The organism is Flavobacterium sp. (assembly GCF_036741995.1).
Taxonomy (GTDB): domain Bacteria; phylum Bacteroidota; class Bacteroidia; order Flavobacteriales; family Flavobacteriaceae; genus Flavobacterium.
In genome coordinates this window covers 1-23,972 of sequence record NZ_DAINRG010000036.1, presented here as the reverse complement: position 1 = coordinate 23,972, position 23,972 = coordinate 1, and the positions used below count along the sequence as shown (strand labels likewise).

Genomic DNA, 23,972 nt, shown 5'->3' with positions numbered 1-23,972 from the left:
TCGATAACGACTCTATACCGGTTTTTCCGGTTCCCCACGTTTTCTGTTTCAATGGCTTTACATAAATATAATCATTCGGCTGAAGGTAAAAACAAGGAGAATTAACCGCTTTGCCATTAGTCAAATCGATACTGAACGTTTCACTTCCTTGAGGGTATCTTCTGATGACCTTAACATCTTTCCGGTCACCGGTTACCGTGATATCACCAGCATTGGCAATGGCTTCCATGATATTTACCTTGTCCTGATAAATCACTTTGGTACCAGTACTGCCCACTTCCCCATTGATGGTATATCGAAATCCTGACAGCTTTACGGTAACAAAAATCCCAGCTTCATTTTTGAAATACTGTTCGTGAAGTTGCTTCTCAATTTTGATTCTGACTTCTTCAACGGTGAAGCCTAAAACATTAATTTCACCAAGAATCGGCAATCGGATATTCCCATGATCATCAACAGAGTATCCGGTATAATAACTCCCTTGATCCGAAATCTGAGCCGCCTGACCACCCGTATTACTGAATATCTCTACCATTTTGGGATCAATAGCCTTGATTGTAATGGTTAAGATATCATTGGTTTGAAGACGATAAGGTTTTTGATTAGAAGGAATAACCGCTTCATTATTGTCCTTATCTTTATTTTGCAAATAGATTAAATCTTTAGTAGGTACACAGGAAGTAAAAAAAACACTTAGTAGTAAAAAGATATATATACTGGTTTTGTTCATTATTTTATTAAAAAAATTAGCAAACAAAGATAGTTTTTCAATTCTAATTACAAAAATGTAGAGAATGATTATTTCGTTATATGTTTTTTAACGAATTTTCAAAGGGAACCCGATTCAAAATACTTCTCCCTAAGGTCACTTCATCGGCATATTCTAATTCATCGCCAACGGCAATTCCGCGGGCAATGGTAGAGGTTTTCACATCGTACTCTTTGATTTGCTTGAAGATATAAAAATTGGTGGTATCGCCCTCCATCGTTGAGCTGAGTGCAAAAATCAGTTCTTCAGTTTCTCCCAATTTTACTTTTTCCACCAAAGAATTTATGTTCAACTGGCTAGGTCCAATGCCGTCAATAGGCGAAATTTTACCTCCCAAAACGTGGTAAATTCCTTTGAACTGATTGGTGTTTTCAATCGCCATTACATCGCGAACATCTTCAACAACGCAAATGATTTTATGGTTTCTCTTAGGATTATTGCAAATTTCGCACACTTCCACATCTGAGATATTGTGACAAGTGGTACAAAATTTAATTTCTTCGCGCATCGTAGTCAGCGCCTGTGACAAAAATTGGGTTTGCTCCGAAGGTTGTTTCAGCAAATGCAACACCAACCGCAAAGCGGTTCGTTTTCCAATTCCCGGCAATTGCGCCATTTCGTTGACCGCTTTTTCGAGCAATTTTGATGAAAATTCCATGAGACAAAAATAATGAATTAGACCTTTAGATTGTTAGAATATTAGTGGGTAGCTATTGAATTGTTATCAACATTTATTCTTTACAAATAACCCAATAACCCAACAAACAAATTGACAATTTTTAGTATTTTGGCTAACTATAAAAACAACTTTATGTCACCAACCACCATTCTGATTATTATCGTTATTTATTTTGGTTTACTGATTTTGATTTCCAATTTGGTCAGTAAAAAAAGCTCCGATAACGATACGTTTTTCAAAGCCAATAAAAACTCAAAATGGTATTTGGTAGCCTTTGGAATGATAGGAACAGCGCTGTCTGGCGTAACTTTTATCTCGGTGCCCGGCGAAGTGGGTAATCCTGATTTGCAGTTCAAATATTTCCAGTTTGTTCTGGGCAATGCCATCGGTTTTTTAATTATTGCCAAAGTCCTGCTCCCCCTCTACTATCGCATGAATCTGACTTCAATTTATGGCTATATTGAACAACGCCTGGGCGTTATCAGTTATAAAACGGCGGCCACCATTTTCTTAATCAGCCGAACCATTGGCTCGGCGTTTCGTTTGTATTTGGTAGTGATTGTGCTGCAACGTTATGTTTTTGATGCTTTCGAAGTGCCTTTTGCGTTGACGGTTTTAATTTCTCTCGGATTAATCTTTGCTTATACGTATCGCGGTGGATTGAAAACCATCATCATCACCGATACTTTGCAGACGTTCTTCCTGGTTTCTTCGGTTTTTTTGACAATATTTTTCATTTGCCGAAGTCTGGATTTTTCAGCTTTCCAAGCTTTTGAAGCGGTAAAAGAGAGTAATTATTCTAAAGTTTTCTTTTTCGAAGACTATCTGAAAGGCAATTATTTTTGGAAACAAATTCTGGGTGGAATATTTGTAACGATAGCCATGGTAGGACTTGACCAGGATTTGATGCAAAAAAATCTAAGTTGCAAAAACATAGGCGAAGCTCAAAAAAACATGTTCACGTTCACCGGAATTTTTGTCATCATCAACATTTTCTTCCTAAGCGTTGGTGCCTTGCTTTATATGTTTGCCGAAAAAAATGGCATTGCAGTGCCCATGGTGGATGGTGTGGCTCGAACCGATTTTCTTTTTCCGGAAATTGCCTTAAAATCATTGGGAATTGTACCGGCGGTAGTATTTTTATTAGGACTTACCGCAGCGACTTTTGCCACGACTGATTCAGCTTTGACCGCATTAACAACTTCCTTTTGCGTAGACTTTCTCGGCATGGATAAAACCGAAAATCAAAACAAACCCAACATTGTCAGAACCAGACATCTGGTTCATATTGGATTTTCATTTTTGATGTTTTTGGTGATTGTGATTTTCAACGCCGTAAATGATGCTTCCGTAGTAAAGATGATTTTTAAGATTGCTTCCTACACTTACGGACCGCTATTAGGACTCTATGCTTTTGGTTTATTCATGAAATCAAAAACGGTACACGACAAGTTCGTTCCTTTTATTTGCTTGATTTCACCAGCCATTTGCTTTTTTATCAGCAAGTATTCCGTTGAACTTTTTGGTGATTATACCTTTGACAACGAATTGATCATTGTCAACGGACTGATAACGTTTATCGGCTTACTCTTAATCAGCAAACCGGCTACCGAAAATACCCGATATTAATACTGATTGGTGGCCAATAAAACCAACGTGCAAGCTACTTCAACCTTAATGCCATTGCCCTGCAGCAATTGGTAAAACTCAGGATTTTCAGTTCCGGGATTGAAGATGACGCGTTTTGGTTTTGTCTCGATAATGTAGTTATAATACTCACGTTGACGTGCCGGATTCAGATACAAAGTCACGGTATCAATATTTTTCAGCGGAATGTTTTTGGTATATATTTTCACCCCGGCCACTTCCCCGGTATTCTGACCAATAGCCAATACGGAATGGCCTTTTTCTACCAATTTTGTAATGGCCAAAAAAGCATATTTTTCGGGTTTTGTAGTAGCGCCTAGCACAACTGTTTTCTTATTTTTCATGGTTTTCATTTCTAGGTTCAAAGATAATGGTAACTTTATAATTCGGTAGGTTTATTTAACTTCTATTTAATATTTAAAATAGGATGCAAGATTTACCTTTGCCAAAAAAACTATGGAGCTTTTTATTTTTCTGTTAGCGGCGCTTTTTTCGGTTCTGAATCCTATCGGAACTGTCCCTATTTTTGTGGGTTTAACACAGGATTACACTAAAGGGGAACGGTCAAAGGTATCGTTACTGACTTCGTTAAATGTGTTTATCATTTTAATCATTTCCTTTTTTGTTGGACAGTATGTATTGTCTTTTTTCGGCATTACCATTACGGCACTTCGAATTGCAGGCGGCATCATCATTGCCAGCTCCGGTTTTTCTTTACTGAACGGAAAATTCAGCAAAAATCGCGGTATCAATAAAAAAGTAGAAGAAGACATTCAAAGCCGCAATGCCATAGCGCTTACACCACTGGCGATGCCCATGCTTGCCGGTCCGGGTTCCATATCTCTATTGATTGCTTTTTATCAGGAGCACAACAGTACGAATGAAATTTTGTTTTCAACTTTGGCCATTCTTGTCGTAAGTTTTATTATTTACATCATCCTTCGCAGTGCGCATTATTTAGCTAATTTTTTAGGAGCTTCCGGAATTGTGGCCATTTCAAGAATAATTGGTTTTTTAACGATTGCTATCGGAATTCAGTACATCATCAGTTCTGTCTTGAGCATTATCAGGGGAATATAAATCGTTAGGAAATGAATTAAAAAAGCCCAACATCTTCTGATATTGAGCTTTTATTATATCTGCTTTTGAAAAATTAGTCTTTCGGCAAAAAGATTTCGGCCATCATGCAACGGGCACTTCCGCCACCGCAAGCTTCAATGGTATCCAAACTCGAATGAATGATTTCGACATGGGCTTCCAACTGAGCGATTTGTTTTTTGGTCAGACTTTTATAAGCCGACTCACTCATCACTAAGAATCGTTCGTCGTTTTTACCTTTTACTTCCAACATGTTTCCGGCAAAGTTGTTGACCTGGTCTTCGGTGATTAAGATGATTTCTTTGTCATCCCCGCGAAGACTGTCGAGTACCATTTTGCGTTCTTTTTTATCATCAATACAATCGGCACAAATTACGGCAAAGGTATCGCCAAGACACATCATGACATTGGTATGATAAATCAGTTTTCGTTCTCCGTTCACGGTTTGGAATGCTTCAAAAATCACCGGAGTAAACTCGAAATCTTCGCAAAATTCTATCATCAATTCCTCATCAGCCCTTGGTGAAAGGGCGCAGTAGGCTTTGCCGTTTTCTCTGTCTAACAGCAAACTTCCGGTTCCTTCTAGGAAAACATTGTCTTCTTCGGCCAAGGTATAATCCATGATTTGATTGATTTCGAATCCGTCATCTTCTAAAATATCGAGGATATCTTCTCTTCTTTCGGCACGACGGTTTTCGGCAAACATGGGATACAACACCACATCGCCGTTTTCGTGAAACGAAATCCAGTTGTTCGGAAAAATACTGTCCGGAGTGTTAGGTTCCAAAGTATCTTCGACCACTACAACGTTCACACCTACTTTTCGCAGCTTGTTTACAAAAGCATCAAACTCGGCTTGAGCTTTGGCATTTACCGTTTCGGTTGACAAGCCGTCAAGCACTTTTTGATAGTAATTGTTTACGGCTGTTTGTTCGTTCATACGAAACGCCACCGGGCGAATCATCAATATGGCATTGGTAGTTTGTTTCATTTTAGTCTCTAATTAAGGGTAAGGTAGAACAACGTAAAAGTCCTTCTTGTTTGGCAATTTCAGCGTATGGAATTTCTTCAACGATAAAGCCGTTATCGCGAAGCCAGTTATTTAATCTTGTGAAATTCTTTTCAGAAACCACCACATTGTCATCGATAGAAAACACATTGGAATTCATGTTATACATTTCGTCACGCGTGATGTGAAAGAGGTTTTCTTTGCCAAATAATTTGACTAAAAACACATAATCCGACTCTTCCCGGAAACCACTTTTATAGATGATTCCTTTGTTTTTACCAACGGGTTGGAAACAACAATCCAAATGCAAAGCGTTATCACGGGCTTCCAATTTCGACTTTACTAAATCGAATTCTTTGACTTTTTTGTTGGGAAATAATTCTTTGATATACTTAACACCCTGCACATTGGTTCGGGCCGTGATGTAATCTTTATAATCGGAGCCTTTGTAAGTTCCGATAAAAATATAATCGTTCCAAAGCATCACGTCGCCGCCTTCGATATGAACTTCTTCGGGCGGGCGCACCACTTTGGCCGGATCGATTTGGTCGATAACATATTGAATGGCTTCCAACTCTCGTTCTCTGTCGGGAAGAATATTGGCCTTGATGAAAATGTCATCAATTACAAATCCGATATCCCGCGAGAAGATTTGGTTATAATTTTCAATCGTTTCCGGACGGAAAACTTTCACATTATATTTTTGAAATACCTGATTGAAAGCTTCCATTTCTTTAACCATATCGGCCTCTACCGGATACGTTCCAGCGAGGATGTGTTCTAATGATTTTGGATCATACGCTTCATCAACTCCTGGGGTTGGTCCGTTATTGACTGCTGAACCGAGCACCACGGCTCTTAATCTTGAGGTTTCGTTTTTTACATTTAAGGATAACATACAATAGCTTTTGGCTTTTGGACAAATATAAAAAAGCTTCCCGGTTAGGAGAAGCTTTGTTTATAAGTATTTCTATTCGGCCTAATTCTTAATCAATTTTTCGGTAAAGAGCTGACCATCATCAGAAGTAACGTTTATGATATAGACACCATTGGCATAACGGCTGACATCAATTTGTGTTTTAGTCGTTTTTTCCAGGTTGCGTTCCATGACAACTTTACCGTCAATAGTGGCAATAGTAACCCGGTTGAATTTAGTTTCTTTCATGGAAATCTCTATCAAGCTGCTTGACGGATTGGGCAATATGGTAAAGCCTTTACTTATTTTTACCAAATTAACTGTATTGTCTTCTATTGGGGCTTGAGCCGTTACTTTTGGTGTATCGACTACACTTTGGGTTTTATAAATAAAGTTTCCGCTACAGCCTTCCGGATATGCTGAAAATTGAGCTCCGGAAACCGCTTCAAATCCTGGATTCAATTCCACAAAATTAGCGGCATGATATACTACTCCATTGGATTGTGTATTATCGCCTACTGAAATAGTATTGGTTGCTTTGATCCAATTGGAGCGTTCTTTTTTCTTAACTTCCACGGCTGCCAAATTGTTGGTATTATCAGTCGGAGCAACTAACGTTAATGTGGCCTGACAACAATTAGCAAAAGTAACATCCGGCCCTACATTAGCAGAGTGATCGTAGATGTCATAAACATAATTCCCGGCGGGACAGTTAACATTAAAAGTTCCGTGAATTTCAAATTCATAGTCACCCGAAGGCGATGCACCAAACTGACTTGGCAGCACCGTAAAACAAAACGTATTGGCCGTAATTTGTGTAGGAGCATTAATAGTGCCAATCACAGTTCCATTTTGTGTAATGTCTAAAGTAATGGTGTTTAAGGTAGCATTTACAGGCGATTGATAAGTACCACAAACCTGAATTGGTGTATTGGTTGACGAGTCAGGACAGTTGATATTAGTTGGATCTAAACTCATGGCTCCTAACTGAGGGGCGGCACAAACCGTTCCGCAAATGTTATCAATATAAACGGTTCCGAAATGTTTTGAAGGTTGACAATCGCTCACACTAAACTCAATAGTTCCCGGTTGGTTTAAAATATCTTCTACATTCAATCGGGCACAAAGCCATCCGGTGTAAAGCATTCTTCTGTCGGACGCAATATTGATTCGGTTAAACAAGCAATTATCGGGATCGGCAATGATGCAGATTTCGTCCACTACGTTATTATACTGATCTAAAACCCTAACTCTAAAATAAGGCTGTATATCCTGGCCATGAGCTGGTTTGTTATCCATTATTAACGAGAAATTAAAATCAATGGTCGATTGATTAATATTTGGAAAATAACGCGACACGGTAGACAAATCCGAAGAACCTAAGCCGGCAGTGTTGTTTAATTTGATACACTTGTTGCCCCCATTTGGATCCAGAGTCGGCACATTCACACCAAAACTAGCCAGCACCGGATCATTGAGTTGAAAACCGGGAGCTGTTTTGTCAATCTTGGTGATGGTAGCGTTAAAGTTATTAGTAGCAGGCGTGATGACATTGGTAGCCGTCAGCGCCGTGGGTGTTGCGCAGGATAAAAAAAACGAAAGTCCAGAAATAGGTTGCGGATGCGCATCAGACCAAAAAGTATATCCGGCGGTGCCGCTTTCAAAATCGCCATTGACGCATTGTTGCATTATGGTTACGGGGATAGGCTTAGCAATATAATCCTCTTTTTTGACTGGATTTTCAGCAAAAAACAACTTTCTTAATTCGTATTTTTTGGCATCAATTTTTGCTTTCTCCAGTTCGGCTTCCGTAAATTCATCTTCGCTTTGCAGATGGTGTACAATTTTATCAATAGCTTCATCTGATAATCTATAATTATTAAAATTATCCGTAATGAAGTTTTCAATTTCCAGTTCCGTTTTTTGAGAAAGTAAAATTCTGTTGTTTTCGGCGGCTATGTACTCATCGTATTGAGCAGATACAGCAGCTGAATAAAAACAGATGCAGCCAATCAAAACTATTTTTAATATCTTATACATATTATTTAGTTTTTAGAGATTAGCGCTTTTACCTGATTTTTTAGTTCTTCAATTTCTTTGTTTTGGTTCTCAATGGCTTTATTCTGATCGATGATATAGAGTGTTAATTCCTCGATCTTAGCCATTTGTTTCGCTTGCATTTCTGATACATCCAGACCGTTTTTAGCCAAATCATCAGCTGAGTCTATCCCTGGTAAATGTTTATTGGCGGCGATGTACTCTGCCACTTCTTTTAACGGCATCAAATCATATTTTTTATCAAAAACATAATCTGCCCAATTGGATGAACTTCTCAAAGCCACTTTCACTTTTTCGGTCAAAATACCACCTTCCACAAATAATTTATAATTTCCGGTAGTGTTCGGGTAAACTGACGTAGAGCCAATATAGATTTTACCATTGGAAGTACTGTTAGCGGAATTGAACCAAATATTGCTGTTATTCATGTCAACCACTCTGTTACTGTTGGTTGTTGTCGCCTGATTGATGACTCCGTTATTGGCATAAAGACTGGTATCTAAAGCACTCACCTGAAAAGGAGAAGCTATTGTTCCTGCTCCGGTAACCGTAACATTAGTCCCTCCTACTACACTGGTTGTCGGCATGGTAAAAGAACCGCCACCGTTGGAAAGAGTTATTGTATTTCCGGCCTGAGTAAGGGTTTGTGTAACTTGTGTCGGAAGGGTAAATGACCCACCGCCATTAGAAAGCGTAACTGTATTTCCACTTTGAGTAAGAGTTTGAGAAACTTGTGCCGGAAGCGTTACACTATTTCCGTTTGAAATAGATAATGTATTGCCCGTTAAGGATAAGGATTGCGAATCAGCATCCGTAAAGGTTGGTAATGTAAACGATCCGCCACCATTAGAAAGTGAAACTGTATTTCCACTTTGAGTAAGGGTTTGAGGAACTTGTGTTGGAAGGGTTACACTGTTTCCGTTTGAAATAGCTAAAATATTGCCCGTTAGCGACAAAGATTGTGAATCCGTATCGGTAAATGTTGGCAAGGTGAACGATCCGCCACCATTAGAAAGTGTAATAGTATTTCCGCTTTGAGACAAGGTTTGAAGTTCATTAATAGCACTACCGTCAATTTCCGTAAAATTTGGTATCGGTAATGTTACCGGTGCACTTGCCACACCATTTACAGTAGTCACTAATTGGTTACCGGCATTAATTGCGTTTGAAATAGAGTTAACCATAGTGGCCGATGAAGTAATACCATTCACATTACTCGTCATCAAATTAACGTTAGAGGTTAAACTGTTACTGCTAACGGGATTCGTCATGTTTTGCAGCACAACATCTCCGGCTGCATTAACACTCAGAAATTTACTGGCAGTTTGAGTTAACGGCGGGTTATAAGCACTTGTTAAATTGGTAAAACGAAGACCTGAGTTTCCTAAGGTTCCCTGAGTGATTTCTACTTTATTGCTTGGAGTTGTCGTTCCGATTCCGACAGCACCTTCCACTAACAATCCGTTTGTTGGTGCTAATACTCCTGTGAAAAAGTTATTCGGAGTATAATTTCTACCAATGGCAACACCACCTTTTATATCCAATTTATTGAGTGGTATGATGTTATTTCCTAAACCAATCCCCGCATTCCCTAATTTACTGATAAACAATCTTTGATTTCCGGCACCATCTGCAAAAATCATAGTGCTATTAGTATCATTACCGGCCAGATTATCTGTAGAAGCATCTCTAGCTAAGACTATTTTACCTAAAAAAACATTGTTATTTCCGTTGATTAAATTAACCGCTGTTTCGGTACCGATAAAAATATTAGAATCACCAGTCAGCAGATTTCTCGGCGTATTACAACCTAAAGCTACATTTCCGGTACCAATATTTGTGGCTAATGAAGCGTATCCAACTGCTGTATTGAAATTTCCTTTTGAGTTGGCTTCCATCGATCTGTGACCAATGGCGATATTGTATGAACCTGTATCGTTGTTTGACAAACTTCTTGTTCCAAAAGCACAATTCAAGGTCCCTGAACCATTAATATTTAAGGCATAATAGCCAAAAGCACAATTATAACCACCTGTACTCACGGATAGTGTTCCAACACCAAAACCACTATTATTACTACTTGTATTTTGTATAAGTGAATTTCTTCCAAATCCGCAATTGTAATTCCCGGTATTAGTGGCACCCGAATCAACTCCTGTAAAAGTGTTATCAATTTGTCCGTTACTCTTAAAGATACACCCTAAGAGAATTAACGAGGTAAAGTAAAAAGTAATTTTCATTTTCATAACTAAACGTTTTAAGGAGTTAAAAAATTATTAATTGTCTATTTATGATTCCGGTTGGGTGGCCTAGAGATTCCTTTTCAAACAACAATTTCTAAACTGTTAAATTGACAAACCAAATATATAGTGCTTTTTTAAAATTATCTACTAAATACATATAAAATCGTTGAAATACACATTTCAATCAAACTATAATGAATATATCTTACATTTTTTAATTGCAAATTTTCATTTCATTCCTATCAAAAATTGACACTTTAGTTCTTAAAATCAACGGTTTACACCAAAAAAAAACTCCTTGCAAAAGCAAGGAGTTTATAAATATAACACATGGATTTATCTTTTATCCATTGGTTTAAAGTCTCTTAAAGGATAACCGGTATAGACTTGTCTTGGTCTTCCAATTGGTTCTTTGTTGATACGCATTTCTTTCCATTGGGCAATCCAACCCGGTAAACGTCCTATGGCAAACATTACTGTAAACATTTCAGTTGGAATTCCCAGAGCTCTGTAGATAATTCCGGAATAGAAATCAACATTTGGATACAGTTTTCTGGATACAAAATAGTCATCCACTAAGGCTGAAGCTTCCAGTTTTTTGGCAATATCTAAAATCGGATCATCGACACCCAACGTATTTAAAACCTCATCGGCTGCTTTTTTAATAATTTTAGCTCTTGGATCGAAGTTTTTATAAACTCGGTGACCAAATCCCATTAAGCGGAACGGATCATCTTTGTCTTTTGCTTTGGCTAAATATTTCTCGGCATCACCACCGTCTTTTTGTATGGCTTCCAACATTTCTAAAACCGCTTGGTTAGCTCCACCATGTAGTGGCCCCCATAATGCAGAAACTCCTGCAGAAATAGAAGCAAATAATCCGGCATGAGAAGAACCTACGATTCTAACCGTTGACGTTGAACAGTTTTGTTCGTGGTCTGCATGCAGAATGAACAATTTATCTAAAGCATTTACAACGACAGGATTTACTTTATAAGGTCCTGTAGGCAACTCAAACATCAGGTGTAAAAAGTTCTCTACATATCCTTTAGTATTGTCATAATAATTCAATGGGAAGCCCATCATTTTTCTGTAGGTCCAAGTAGCAATCACCAGGAATTTACCCATGGTTTTACATACTGCTTCGTACATTTCTTTTTCGTTTTCAACATTAACCACTTTGGGGTTAAAGGCGGTTAACGCACTGGTAAGCGAAGACAAAACGCCCATTGGATGAGCTGTTTTTGGAAAACCATCGATGATGTTTTTCATTTCTTCATTCACCAAAGTGTACTTACGGATATCGTTTTCAAATTGTTCTAAAATGGCTTTGGTAGGCAGTTCTCCAAAAATCACCAAATAAGCCACTTCCAAAAAATCTGCTTTTTCGGCTAAATCTTCTATGGCATACCCACGGTAGCGAAGAATTCCTTCTTCACCATCCAAAAATGTAATTTCACTTTGGCAGGAACCTGAGTTTTTATAACCGGGATCCAGTGTAATAGCGCCGGTTAAAGCGCGTAATTTTTCGATATCAATGGCAGCTTCATTTTCGCTTCCTATGATTACCGGAAACTCGTATTTAGTGCCATCAAATTCTAATATTGCTGTTTTAGACATGATATAAATAAGGGAATTAAATCTGATAAATTAATAATTTAACAAAATTAGGGAATTGCAAATGAAATAAAAAAGATTTACGGCAACGTTTTCGTTAAATTTATAATAATTTTTACAAGGCTAAACTATATTCAAAAAACTAAACTTTTTTTGAACTTCAGACAGAAATTCACAGCCGCCTAATCTAGGCAACCCGTTTAGCAATGCAAAAGGTGCTTACGCCAAAAGGAAACCGGAACACTTTCAAGAGTTTGTTTTCAAAGAGAATTAAGTTCAACAGCCCTTTATTTACCAAGGAATTTCCAATGGAAATATCACTTTCGCCGGTTTTGTTTTTTTGAAAAACGGCGCTCACTTTTCTGAAAGCATACACCGGTAAAAACAAGAAGAAATTCCAGTAACTGGCTTTGAGGATTTCGAGGTTTTCGGCGGTTAGTTTTGCTTTCAATTCTGCATTCGTATAGCGTCGGAAATGCATATTGACTTCGTCGTGATAACTCCACAACGATTGAAACGCCGGCACAAAAACATACATCATCCCTCCTACTTTCAGTAAGCTTTTCCAATTCTTCACGGCTTTAGCATCGTCTTGAAGATGCTCCAAACAATCGGAAGCAATTATAATATCAAAAGTTTCGGTCAGTGTTATATTTTGAGCATCCATCACAAAAGCATTGGCAATCCCGTTGGCTTTGCAGTTGGCAATCGCTTTATCGCTGATGTCAACACCGAAAAGATTTTCTGTGGCGAAACCCAACTCTTCCAAATCCTTGAGAAAAATGCCCGAAGAACAACCAATATCTAGTATTTTGCTGTCTCTTGGCGCATTCTTTAGCAAATCTAAAAGGTATTTTCGGCGCGATTTAAACCACCAGTGTTCCACTTCGACGTCGTGATATTTCTTTTCAAAATCCTTTTCCATGTTCAATCTACTCTTTTATCAATGAAATAGCGCGGTCTTTGTTTAACTTCTGAATAAATCTTACCAATATACTCGCCAATAATTCCGAAACAAAACAACTGAACACCACCCAAAAAATACATAGGCAAAACGGTAGAAAGCCAACCCGGTACTACGTTGCCGGTGTATAAAGCAAACAAAGCATACCCGGTCATGATTAGGCAAAGGAAAAAGATAGCAAACCCAATGATAGTCACCAGTTTCAACGGATAATTACTGAACGAAGTCACACCATTCCAGGCAAACGCGGCCATTTTTCGGAAAGGATATTTGGATTCTCCGGCGAAGCGCTCCAATCGGTCGTAATACACTACATCTTTATTGAATCCTATGGTCGGAATGATGCCACGCAGGAACAAATTGACTTCGCCAAAATCGGCCAAAGCCTTAAGGACTCTGTTGCTACACAATCTATAATCAGCATGATTGTGAATGATGTTCACTTTCATTTTCTTCATGATGTTGTAAAAAAGCAAAGCCGTATTTCTTTTAAAAAAAGTATCCGTCGCTCTTTCTTTGCGAACGCCATACACCACATCGGTTCCCGATTTGAATTTCAACACCATTGCTTCAATCACGCGAACGTCATCCTGTAAATCGGCATCTATCGAAATCAAGGCATCGGCTTCGTCTTTAAACGTGAGTAAGCCTGCCAGCAACGCTTTTTGATGGCCCACGTTTCCAGCCAGTTTCAGTCCTTTGATATGAGTTAACTGCTGCGCTTTTTCTTCGATAATGGTCCAGGTTTGGTCCTGACTTCCGTCATCTACAAAAACAGCAAAACTCTTTTCGGAAATCACATCTCGAGCCACTAAATCTGTAATAACAGCGTTCAACTGAACCGAAGTTTCGTTCAAGACCAAGGCCTCATTATAACAAGGCGAAACGATTCCAATGATGGGTTTTTGTGTGGTTTCCATTAGCTGATTTGTTTAGTAACCGGAAATACAAATTTCGAAATAAAATTCACTTTGCGTTGTATCCATCTTATTTGATACAAACCTGCCGCGCTCATGATGTATAAGGCCACTCTCGACGGAAAAATATAGCGTGGTTCCATATAAGTCATGCCGTGGAATATCAATAGCGCCACAATTACGGACCAAAAGAGCCAATAGTTGATTAGTTTTTTTTCTTTGAATAAAAATAAAAAGGCTCCGAAAATGATGAGAATATTGATAGCATTAATCAGCAAAATAATGAACCAATAACCCAAGACACCATGAATCGGTCCGAGATGAAATTTGTCGGGTTTCACACTGTTGATGAAATATACATGGCCATAAAAACATTTGACAAAAAACTGTCGGGTAAACCAAAAAGGATGCTCGAAAACGTCATTGATTAAAAATTCTCTGTACACACTTTTATAGGAACGATGCGTTTGCGCCATGATACCGGCTAACTCTTTTCCGCTTTTTCCCCAGTTTTGATAATCCTTACTATCCGGTCTGATTTCATCATCCCAAAAGCGAAAATCAGTAGGTTCTTCCCTAAACTGAAACCTTCCCTGATGCGCCACAAAATAGAATAAGCCTTCCTGGTCTTCGTTTGATTTTGTTCCGGTAACGGCTTTGGCGACTTGTAAAATACCAAATCCCAACAAGCCAACGGCACAAAAGGTCAACGCTAATTTTTTGCCATACACAGCAAAGAATTCTTTTTTCCAAAAAAAGGAATACGTGACAACGGCGAATCCAAGTCCCAGCAACAACATGGTGTTGGGTCTGTTTAAAATCAGGAACCACATGCCCAGTGTTAATACTATCCAACCTGCTATTTTATTTGGATTGTGGAAGACTTTTGACCAGCCGTAAAGTGCTAACGTCAAAGAGAAAAAGGCTGGCGCTTCTGCTAAAATCCCCAAGGAATAATAACAATGTATCGGGAAAATGAAGAACAACAACACACTGAGCAGCCCGACTTCTTTTGAAAAAAAGGAACTTCCAATCCTGAAAATCAGCAACAAACTTATCGTTACAATCAAAAAAGTAAAGACCACGCCATACACCCAAAGTTGATTATCCGTGGCTGTAGAAGGCGCTACCATGTAGGCCGGGGTATAGAAAAAAACCGGGCCGGGCGCTTTGGTAATCGTCACTTTGTCATAGCCAATGGCTCCTTTCAAGTAGAGCGCCATATTTTTGGCTTCCTGATGAAACGTAATATCGCCAAAAGGTTTTGCTTTAAAAGGAAGATTCAGCACCACCAGCATCATGATTGTTGATATCAGGACAATGATAAGGTTTACTCTTCGGGTTGAAAATGGGTTGGCATTCATTTATAAATCTATAAGTAACAGAGTGGAAAAATAATAAAAAATCCCGAGCTTTCACTCAGGATTTATATTGAAATAATTTATCCGATTAAGACAAAGCGGCTTTCACTTGATCCGCTGCTTCCTGGAATTGCACGGCCGATAAAATTGGCATGCCTGAATTATCGATTAGTTCTTTGGCAATCTCTGCATTGGTTCCTTGCAAACGCACAATGATTGGCACTTTGATTGCGTCGCCCATATTTTTATAAGCATCTACTACTCCTTGCGCCACACGGTCACAACGAACAATTCCACCAAAAATATTGATCAAAATCGCTTTTACGTTTGGATCTTTTAAGATGATACGGAAAGCGGTTTCCACACGTTTGGCATCAGCGGTTCCACCTACGTCCAAGAAGTTGGCCGGCTCGAAACCTGCGTATTTAATCAAATCCATAGTAGCCATCGCTAAACCAGCTCCGTTTACCATACAACCTACTGTTCCGTCAAGGTCAACGTAGTTTAATCCTACTTCCTTAGCTTCTACTTCGATTGGATTTTCTTCACGGATGTCGCGCATGTCAGCAATTTTTGACTGACGGTATAAGGCATTGTCATCGATATTTACTTTGGCATCGACCGCCATAATTTTATTATCCGAAGTTTTCAATACCGGATTGATTTCAAACATCGAAGCATCGGAACCGATGTAAGCATTGTACAAACAGTCTACAAACTTCACCATTTCTTTGAAAGCATTTCCGGAAAGTCCCAAATTAAACGCAATTCTACGCGCTTGGAAACCTTGTAATCCAACAGAAGGATCGATTTCTTCTGTGAAAATTAAGTGTGGGGTGTGTTCGGCTACTTCTTCAATATCCATTCCGCCTTCGGTAGAATACATAATCATGTTTCTTCCTTTGGCTCTGTTCAACAACACCGACATATAAAACTCAGACGTTTCACTTTCTCCAGGATAGTAAACATCTTCGGCTACTAAAATCTTGTGTACTTTTTTACCTTCCGGTGGCGTTTGTGGAGTGATTAATTGCATCCCGATGATTTGTTCTGCAATTTCTTCTACTTGTTGCAGGTTTTTGGCCAATTTTACGCCGCCGCCTTTTCCTCTTCCACCAGCGTGGATTTGGGCTTTAATCACATGCCAACCGGTTCCGGTTTCAGCCGTTAATTGTTTGGCAGCAGCCACAGCTTCTACCGGATTGTTAGCCACTATACCGCGTTGAATACGAACGCCATAACCAGCTAATATTTCTTTTCCTTGATATTCGTGTATGTTCATAATAAAAAGTTAGTTTGTGAGATGCTGAAATGAATCCAGCAAAATGTGCCACAAAAGTAATTAAATATGGCGAAATGAAAAAGAAATGTAACTCAATTTAGGATATTTATTCGAATCGGAATTTTTGGCAGGAATGACGCAACCAATTGAGCTGAAAATCATCTAAAAAGAAAAACAAACCCTATGAAAACTTTAAAAATCATCACCGGTCTTTTATTTTTTGCGATACTCATCAGCTGCAGTAGCGATTCAGGCGCTGCCTCTACTGATCCGGTGCAGGGACAATGGAAATTAGTGAACGTTAGCGGCACTTTTGCTGGCATCAACAACAACTTTCCTCCCGGACAAATTACCTGGCATTTCAATTCTATTACCCAAACCGTTACCGTAATCAACAACAATACCGATCCTAACAAATGGGATGTGCTGGAAACCGGCGTTTATAACTATCAAATTATCATCAATCCGGAGCCTTCTTCCTGCAGCGAAATCATAAAAATTAACGGTGGCGATATGGGATGCTTCACGGTTTCAGACAATACTTTACTTATCGATCAATCCATAGCCGATGGATTTGCAGTTACATTAAAACATTAACTAGCAATTAACTTTATTTTCTTTGGAATTCATTCGGTGGAATGATAGCTTTGCAAAAAACAAAGTTATGCAACCATCAGAATTAGAAGCATTAGCGCAAGAATTTGGCAATCCACTGTATGTGTATGACGCCGAGAAAATTGAATTTCAATACAACCGATTGGTCAACGCCTTTTCCAAAGTGGAAAAGCTTCGCATCAATTATGCAATGAAAGCCTTGTCCAATGTTTCTATCCTAAAGCTGCTGAAGAACTTAGGTTCCGGTTTAGACACCGTTTCCATTCAGGAAGTACAGCTGGGATTACATGCCGGTTTCACTCCCGATAAAATCATCTTTACACCCAATGGTGTTTCTTTTGAAGAGATTGAAGCAGTAGCCCAATTAGGTGTTCAAATCAACATTGACAATCTTTCCGTGTTGGAGCATTTTGGCACCAAACACCCAAAAGTTCCGGTTTGCATTCGTATCAATCCACACGTGATGGCCGGTGGGAATGAAAATATTTCCGTGGGGCATATCGATAGTAAGTTCGGGATTTCCATTTATCAGATTCCGCATGTGTTGCGCATCGTGGAAAATACTAAAATGCACATCAACGGAATTCACATGCACACGGGTTCTGATATTTTAGACATTGAAGTGTTCTTATACGCTGCCGAAATTTTATTTGATACTGCCAAACAATTCAAAGATTTGGATTTCTTGGATTTCGGTTCCGGTTTCAAAGTGCCTTATAAAAAAGATGATATTGAAACGAATGTGGAAGAATTGGGCAAAAAACTAACCAAACGCTATTTGGCTTTTGAAAAAGAATACGGTCGCGAACTGACTTTAGCTTTCGAACCGGGAAAATTTTTGGTGAGTGAAGCCGGTTACTTTTTAGCGAAAGTCAATGTAGTCAAACAAACTACCTCCACTGTTTTTGCCGGAATTGACAGTGGTTTCAATCACTTAATCCGCCCGATGTTTTATGGTTCGCAGCACATGATTGAAAACATTTCCAATCCAAAAGGAAAAGAGCGTTTTTATACGGTGGTGGGGTATATCTGTGAGACGGATACATTTGCCAACAACCGTAGAATTGCCGAAATCCACGAAGGCGACGTCTTGTGTTTCCGAAATGCCGGAGCCTATTGTTTCTCAATGTCGTCCAACTATAACTCGCGCTTCAAACCTGCAGAAGTATTGTGGAAAGACGGCAAAGGTCATTTGATAAGAGAAAGAGAAACCTTTGAAGATTTATTGCAAAATCAAATCATGATTGAAGTATAAAAAGAAAGCCCCGAAACATACCATTTCGGGGCTTTTATTATTTATTTAGTATCTCAGTCAAAACCTGCGCTTCGGTTCCGTTAGGGAAAGCTACTTTTATTTTTTGAGCTATTGTTGGCGCTACTTCTGTGATTACTTTTCTATCGCTCGTTTCGCCTTTTTTGATGTTCCAGCCAAAGAAAATTAAAGGTACATGCGTATCATAACTATAAGGCGTTCCGTGCGAAGTTCCTGTGGCTCCGTATTCAATATACCCCGGTTTGTCCAGAATTACTAAATCACCGTCTTGGGTGGCATCGTAGCCTTTGGCAATGCAGTTTAAGTAGTAATCATTTCCGGCATTCGCCAAAATTTCCTCTTCGGAATAGACTCTTTTTACTTGGTCTTGCGTGATTAAATAATCCTTGAACGCTTGTTTTACTTTGACCAAATCCAATCCTTTGGTTTTAATTTTTTCTTTATCAAAAAACAAATTGAAATTAGAATAATTCAACACCAAATCCTCGTTAAAAGTATCCATGGAAAATTGCTTCAATCCTGTTGCAATCTTGGTATATTCTACATTGATAACATTGTATTTGTTATCATTTAAAAACTTGGCATTCTCCGCACCGGCATGGTCAGCGGTTAAAAACAGCAAGTAGTTGCCTTTGCCAACCGTTTTATCCAAATAAGTCAGAAAGTCTGCTATCGTTTGATCTAATCGCAAATATGTATCCTGCAGTTCCATAGAGCGCGGCCCTAAAGTGTGCCCCACGTAATCCGTTGAAGAAAAACTTACCGTTAAGAAATCCGTAATATCATCTTTCCCTAATTGTTCTTTTTCGATGGCTTTTTTGGCAAACTCTTCTAACAAATCATTTCCATAAGGCGTTGAGCGGAGTATACCAGCATCGTTTTTGGCGGCATACATGCTTTTCAAATCATACGGAAAAACAGGTTTGGCACCATTTAACTTTCCTTCATACGGATTGTCATCGGCCAAACTTTCGTTATAGGTTTCGATAGGTTTTAGCAAATCCCAGCCTTTGTTGATATACGGTAGATAATGTTTTTCGTTGTTGAATTCGGTTACCCAATCTGGCAGTTTGGTTCCATAAAAAGTACTCGAAATAAAGCTTCCCGTTTTGCTGTACCAAAAGGCCCAATTGGCAAAATGCCCGGCCGGCAAAATTGCACCACGATCTTTCAAACTCATCCCGATTACTTTGCCTTTGAAATTAGTAGCCAAACGCAATTCATCCGTTATGGTAGTAGCCAAAAGGTTTTTCGGTGACATAGCGCCTTCGTCTTTGGTTCCGTCGCCAACGGTTTGCACCGAAGCATCATCGGTACAATACATGTCTTTGCCCAGCTTTCGGCTGAACCATTCGTTGCCTACAATTCCGTGAATAGCCGGAGTTGTTCCGGTATAAATGGAAGCATGACCCGGAGCGGTATAAGTTGGCATATAGTTGTAATGGGTATTCTGAAAAATAAAACCGTTATTCATCAATCGCTTGAAACCCGTATCGGAAAAATCATTTTGAAAACGGTAGAGGTATTCCATTTTCATTTGGTCGACCACAATCCCAACCACCAATTTTGGACGTTGCTGTGCAGATGAAATCATCGCTGTTAATGAAATGGCAACAAGAAAAAACTTTTTCATGACAAATAATTATAAGTACAAAAGTACAGAATCAAAATGAACGAACACAAAAAAACAGAGGCACACAAAATACTGTATGCCTCTGAAAAATTCCCAATTTTTAAACAACTATATAACTAACAACAAATTCTATTTTAAAATCATAAACGTACATCTACGATTGGCAGCATGCTCTTCTTCGGTACAATCGTTTTTCGGACAGATAATTAATGGTTTGGTTTCACCATACCCTACTGAGGACAATCGTTTTCTTTCGATACCATTTTGCACTAAATACTCCAGAGCCGAAGCTGCTCTTTTGTTTGACAATCTTAAGTTATACATGGAAGAAGCTCGGGAATCGGTGTGAGAACCAATCTGAATTTCCATGTAAGGGTACTTTTTCAATAGCGCTACTAACACATTCAAAACCTGCGCAGCTTGTGGTTTGATATTCCATTTATCTAAATCGAAATAAATATTTTCCAACTCAATCAAAACGGTTCCGTCTGCTTTTTTGTTGATGATATCTTCCGCATCGTAGTATGATTCTACTTTCATTTGAAGGTCAAGATACACTTTGCCATTCTGATTGGTTTCAAATTCAGATTCCGCCGGAATGTAAAAGTCCTTGAAAGCGATGATTTTGTATTTCTTATTGGGTTCTGTGTTAAACATGAAATCACCGTCTTTCCCCACTAATACTTCATCTAGGAGTTGGCCTTTGTCATCATACAATTTCACCGTAGAACCCGGTAAAAGCTCTAAGGTTTTTTTATCTCTAACTTCCCCTTCTACCAAATATTGCAATTTATTTTCTTCACGAATGAAAGTATATAAATTGTCATCCCCGGTTCGGTTGGAAGCAAAGTAGCCTTGATTCTTGGCTTCATCCAGAATATAGTTAAAATCGTCCATTTCGCCATTGATGCTGGAGCCTAGGTTTACCGGTTTGTCAAATTCAGTATCGCTGATTTTTTTGCTCATGAAAATATCTAAATTACCATTCCCCTGATGCCCATCCGAAGCAAAATAAAGCGTGCCGTCAGCCGACACAAAAGGAAATTGCTCCCTGTGCGCCGTGTTGATGGTCGGTCCTAAATTTCTAGGTTGTCCAAAAACACCATTGGCATCTATATCAACCACATACAAATCCATTGATCCTTGACCGCCGGGCATGTCGCTGGCAAAATACATTTGCTTTCCGTCTTTAGTTAGACAGGGATGCTCTACCGAATAGTCATCGCTGGACAGCGGTAATTTAGTAGCATAAATCCATTTACCGTCTTTAAATTCGGCTTTGAAAATTTTTATGGTGGCTACAATTTCATTGCCCACTTTCACTTGTTTATCGCCAGATCGGTCAAAATACATGATTTTACCATCGGGCGAAAATGTAGCATTACTTTCGTGAAATTTGGTATTAATTATTTCCGGAAAAGGAGTCACATTCATCAATTGTCCTTTGTCATTAACTGATGCCGAAAACAGATCCAGATAAGGTTTTTCGTTCCAGCCGTAGGATTTGCTTAAACCGCTTCGGGTAGATGAAAAAGCGACTTTATCCCCATAAAATGAAATTCCGAAATCGCCATTATTTTTGTCCTTTGACATCATTTCCAGTTTGTAACTGGTGGCGGAATTTCGGCTGACGTTCTTCATGAACTTTTGGGTATTTTGTTCTTCTCCCGAATAGAGTTTCATGATGCTGTCGCCTTTGATAAAGTCTTTGATTCCTTTCAAAGCATTGGCATATCGGAAATACACTTCTTTCTGAACACTGTCATTGTGTGTGGCAAATAATTGTTTGTAAGCGCGAACCGCATTGTCCATTTGGAAGTTGTAATAGTAACAATCCCCCAAATTTTGCAACACTTCTCTGGACGGCTTTACTTGCTCGTAAACTGCCGCCGCTTTCACGTAGGATTTTGTTTGAAACAAATCGTTTCCTTCTTTAACACTGACTTTCTTTTGGGCAAAAAGAGTGGTAATACTGCAAAAAACAAAAAGTATGTAGTAACGTTTTCTCATCATTTTCATTTTAAAAGAATCGTGGTGATTTATCATACCCTTTTCCTGAATTTTTATCGCGGCTTGAACCTAAATCGAACAAGATGAATACCTCATGGGATCCCGAGTTGAATTTTTTCAAATCCGACAGGGTATAATCATAAGAATAGCCAATTCTAAGGGATGGCGTCACATAAAAACCGGCCAACGCACTAACAGAATCCCCGATTCGGTACCCTACTCCCCCTTCGAATTTATTATTAATCAAAACATTGGTTGTTAAATCTATTGAAACTGGTGCTCCTTCTACTCCTTTGGCCATGAATGCCGGTTTCATTTTAAAATTATCATTGCTATTAAAGGTAAAAACATAACCTCCCGTCATAAAAAAGTGAATGGCTTCGACCCCGCTTCCTACCACTCCGTTTTGGGTTTCCAAATGTCTTGTCGTCATTAAATTAGGCGTTGAAAAACCTAAGTAATAATTGGGTCCAAACAAATAAGTTCCGGCTCCAACATTGGGAAATGTTTTGCTGATGTTATTTTGAAACGCCGGGTCAATTGCAGAGTCGGTATATACAAATCCGTTGAAATTGGTGCTGAAAAATGTAGCTCCGGCTTTGATTCCAAAAGACAATCTGGTTTCTTCGGAAAGTTGTAAGACATAAGCAAAATCGGCAAAAACATTGCTTTCATTTACTACATCCCCAATTTCATCATGCACAATTGAAATGCCCATTTCTACTTTTTTAGACATGGGTGAGTGAGCAAAAAAGGATTGTGTGGTAGGAGCCCCTTTTATACCAACCCATTGCGCACGGTACAAACCTCCCATATTTATTACGCCGGGATTATCAGTAGCATAAGCAGGGTTGATCACACTCATGTTATACATATAATGAGTAAACTGTGGGTCTTGTTGTGCTTGCATCAAAGAAGAGCAAAAGACAACAACTAGTACTGAGAGATATTTTATTGTTTTATGTTTCATAATTGTACTCATTGCTCATTATCTGCTTAAATAAACTCTACCTTGGTAAGGCTTTCTGGTTCCGTCATTAAAGTTTATGATGAAGAAATAGACACCGGTTGGCAATAAATTACTTCCTAAATTCAAACCTTTTTCGGTAGTCGTTCCGCCCCAATTTGGAGTGTTGATATTCCCTTGGTATACTAAATTTCCGTAACGGTTATAAATTTCCAATTTGAAGTTTGGATACAAACTGGCCAGATTGTTAATCACGAATTCGTCATTGATACCATCATTGTTTGGCGAGAATCCATCCGGAATTACAATATCATTACAAGCGGTTAAATCAACTATAACCTGTAATCTTGAACTTTCGCAACCACTTTGTGCTACGTTAGCACCATAATAGATTGTTCCGTTTACCAAGGCATCCGAATCACTATAAGCCGTTCCACCTGTAAGGGCATTGTACCAAATTACGGTTGGTGTCCCAACAACATTGGCTGATAGGTTAGCAACAGTTGGATTATCATCATCACAGAACTTTTCTCCATCGGCAATTAAGACTGGTTGTGATGGTGTCGAAACAGTGAAGGTTGTACTGATAGCTGTTGAAAGTGTACCACCACAGGTTGACGCTACAGAAGTAACTGCCGTAACCGTAATTGTAGTACTGCCATCATTAGTCAAACTCGCAGCAGGAATCACCAATGTCCCTACTCCGTTTACAAAAGAAACGACAACTTGCGCTGTAGCTGTATTAGCTCCCGAAAGAGTATAATCAATAGTATAATTCCCGTCAGGTAAACTTACTGCTCCCGAAATGGTCACGGTACTATCAAAATTGGCACAGGTATTTTGAGCCGAAAGGGCTGCTCCGGTTGCACTCGGAATCGGGTTGATAACAAAATTAGCCGTTGCGTTTTCACTTG

Annotated in this window: 20 protein-coding genes; 4 read left to right on the top strand and 16 right to left on the bottom strand. The window is 38.9% G+C overall.

Annotated features, from left to right (window positions below):
• Together V7D82_RS10195 and recR are read right to left on the bottom strand one after the other, a co-directional pair.
• On the bottom strand, nt 1-730 hold a 730-nt coding region (locus V7D82_RS10195), incomplete at its 3' end, for a polysaccharide biosynthesis/export family protein (RefSeq protein WP_333600876.1).
• Nucleotides 731-806: 76 nt separating this feature from the next.
• Nucleotides 807-1,427: a recombination mediator RecR gene (recR, locus tag V7D82_RS10190; protein WP_333600875.1), complete on the bottom strand. Its 621-nt coding sequence runs from the start codon at nt 1,425-1,427 to the stop codon at nt 807-809.
• Nucleotides 1,428-1,580: 153 nt separating this feature from the next.
• Here recR and V7D82_RS10185 point away from each other — a divergent pair, with 153 nt between their 5' ends.
• The gene (locus V7D82_RS10185; RefSeq protein ID WP_333600874.1) at nt 1,581-3,077 is read left to right on the top strand and encodes a sodium:solute symporter; all 1,497 of its coding nucleotides are present in this window, start codon (nt 1,581-1,583) and stop codon (nt 3,075-3,077) included.
• Here V7D82_RS10185 and V7D82_RS10180 read toward each other — a convergent pair.
• Nucleotides 3,074-3,439 (bottom strand): CoA-binding protein, encoded by a 366-nt coding sequence (locus tag V7D82_RS10180; RefSeq protein ID WP_333600873.1) that lies wholly within the window; start codon nt 3,437-3,439, stop codon nt 3,074-3,076. The genes V7D82_RS10185 and V7D82_RS10180 overlap by 4 nt on opposite strands.
• Nucleotides 3,440-3,551: 112 nt before the next feature.
• On the opposite strand from V7D82_RS10180, the gene V7D82_RS10175 reads away from it, so the two are divergent.
• Complete coding sequence (locus V7D82_RS10175; RefSeq protein WP_333600872.1) at nt 3,552-4,175, top strand: MarC family NAAT transporter; 624 nt, start codon at nt 3,552-3,554, stop codon at nt 4,173-4,175.
• A gap of 73 nt (nt 4,176-4,248) precedes the next feature.
• Here the strand turns inward: V7D82_RS10175 and ctlX are convergent, their stop codons facing one another.
• From ctlX to sucC, 9 genes are all read right to left on the bottom strand, one after another.
• A complete protein-coding gene (ctlX, locus tag V7D82_RS10170) occupies nt 4,249-5,184 on the bottom strand; it encodes a citrulline utilization hydrolase CtlX (RefSeq protein ID WP_333600871.1) in 936 nt (311 codons plus the stop codon).
• Between the two features lies 1 nt (nt 5,185).
• On the bottom strand, nt 5,186-6,100 hold the full coding sequence (locus V7D82_RS10165; protein WP_333600870.1) for a dimethylarginine dimethylaminohydrolase family protein: 915 nt from the start codon (nt 6,098-6,100) through the stop codon (nt 5,186-5,188).
• Nucleotides 6,101-6,181: 81 nt separating this feature from the next.
• Nucleotides 6,182-8,158 (bottom strand): T9SS type A sorting domain-containing protein, encoded by a 1,977-nt coding sequence (locus V7D82_RS10160; protein ID WP_333600869.1) that lies wholly within the window; start codon nt 8,156-8,158, stop codon nt 6,182-6,184.
• A gap of 5 nt (nt 8,159-8,163) precedes the next feature.
• Nucleotides 8,164-10,422, bottom strand: coding sequence for a beta strand repeat-containing protein (locus V7D82_RS10155; protein ID WP_333600868.1), 2,259 nt, complete (start codon nt 10,420-10,422; stop codon nt 8,164-8,166).
• Nucleotides 10,423-10,755: 333 nt separating this feature from the next.
• On the bottom strand, nt 10,756-12,039 hold the full coding sequence (locus V7D82_RS10150) for a citrate synthase (RefSeq protein WP_333600867.1): 1,284 nt from the start codon (nt 12,037-12,039) through the stop codon (nt 10,756-10,758).
• A gap of 184 nt (nt 12,040-12,223) precedes the next feature.
• Nucleotides 12,224-12,961, bottom strand: a complete 738-nt coding sequence (locus V7D82_RS10145; protein ID WP_333600866.1) for a class I SAM-dependent methyltransferase — start codon at nt 12,959-12,961, stop codon at nt 12,224-12,226.
• 2 nt (nt 12,962-12,963) lie between these two features.
• The gene (locus V7D82_RS10140) at nt 12,964-13,920 is read right to left on the bottom strand and encodes a glycosyltransferase family 2 protein (protein ID WP_333600865.1); all 957 of its coding nucleotides are present in this window, start codon (nt 13,918-13,920) and stop codon (nt 12,964-12,966) included.
• Nucleotides 13,920-15,281 carry a phospholipid carrier-dependent glycosyltransferase gene (locus V7D82_RS10135; RefSeq protein ID WP_333600864.1) on the bottom strand — a complete coding sequence of 454 codons (1,362 nt, stop codon included), beginning with the start codon at nt 15,279-15,281 and terminating at the stop codon, nt 13,920-13,922. The genes V7D82_RS10140 and V7D82_RS10135 overlap by 1 nt, the downstream gene beginning before the upstream one ends.
• An 85-nt stretch (nt 15,282-15,366) precedes the next feature.
• On the bottom strand, nt 15,367-16,560 hold the full coding sequence (gene sucC, locus V7D82_RS10130) for an ADP-forming succinate--CoA ligase subunit beta (protein WP_333600863.1): 1,194 nt from the start codon (nt 16,558-16,560) through the stop codon (nt 15,367-15,369).
• 183 nt (nt 16,561-16,743) lie between these two features.
• On the opposite strand from sucC, the gene V7D82_RS10125 reads away from it, so the two are divergent.
• Both V7D82_RS10125 and lysA read left to right on the top strand, forming a co-directional pair.
• Nucleotides 16,744-17,157: a hypothetical protein gene (locus tag V7D82_RS10125; RefSeq protein WP_333600862.1), complete on the top strand. Its 414-nt coding sequence runs from the start codon at nt 16,744-16,746 to the stop codon at nt 17,155-17,157.
• Nucleotides 17,158-17,224: 67 nt separating this feature from the next.
• Nucleotides 17,225-18,430, top strand: coding sequence for a diaminopimelate decarboxylase (gene lysA, locus V7D82_RS10120; protein ID WP_333600861.1), 1,206 nt, complete (start codon nt 17,225-17,227; stop codon nt 18,428-18,430).
• A gap of 37 nt (nt 18,431-18,467) precedes the next feature.
• Here the strand turns inward: lysA and pafA are convergent, their stop codons facing one another.
• From pafA to V7D82_RS10100, 4 genes are all read right to left on the bottom strand, one after another.
• Nucleotides 18,468-20,081 (bottom strand): alkaline phosphatase PafA, encoded by a 1,614-nt coding sequence (gene pafA / locus V7D82_RS10115; RefSeq protein ID WP_333600860.1) that lies wholly within the window; start codon nt 20,079-20,081, stop codon nt 18,468-18,470.
• Between the two features lie 129 nt (nt 20,082-20,210).
• Complete coding sequence (locus V7D82_RS10110) at nt 20,211-22,127, bottom strand: OmpA family protein (RefSeq protein WP_333600859.1); 1,917 nt, start codon at nt 22,125-22,127, stop codon at nt 20,211-20,213.
• Nucleotides 22,102-23,061: a PorP/SprF family type IX secretion system membrane protein gene (locus tag V7D82_RS10105; protein WP_333600858.1), complete on the bottom strand. Its 960-nt coding sequence runs from the start codon at nt 23,059-23,061 to the stop codon at nt 22,102-22,104. The genes V7D82_RS10110 and V7D82_RS10105 overlap by 26 nt, the downstream gene beginning before the upstream one ends.
• Nucleotides 23,062-23,079: 18 nt before the next feature.
• Nucleotides 23,080-23,972 (bottom strand): gliding motility-associated C-terminal domain-containing protein (locus V7D82_RS10100; RefSeq protein WP_333600857.1); only part of this gene is annotated, 893 nt, incomplete at its 5' end.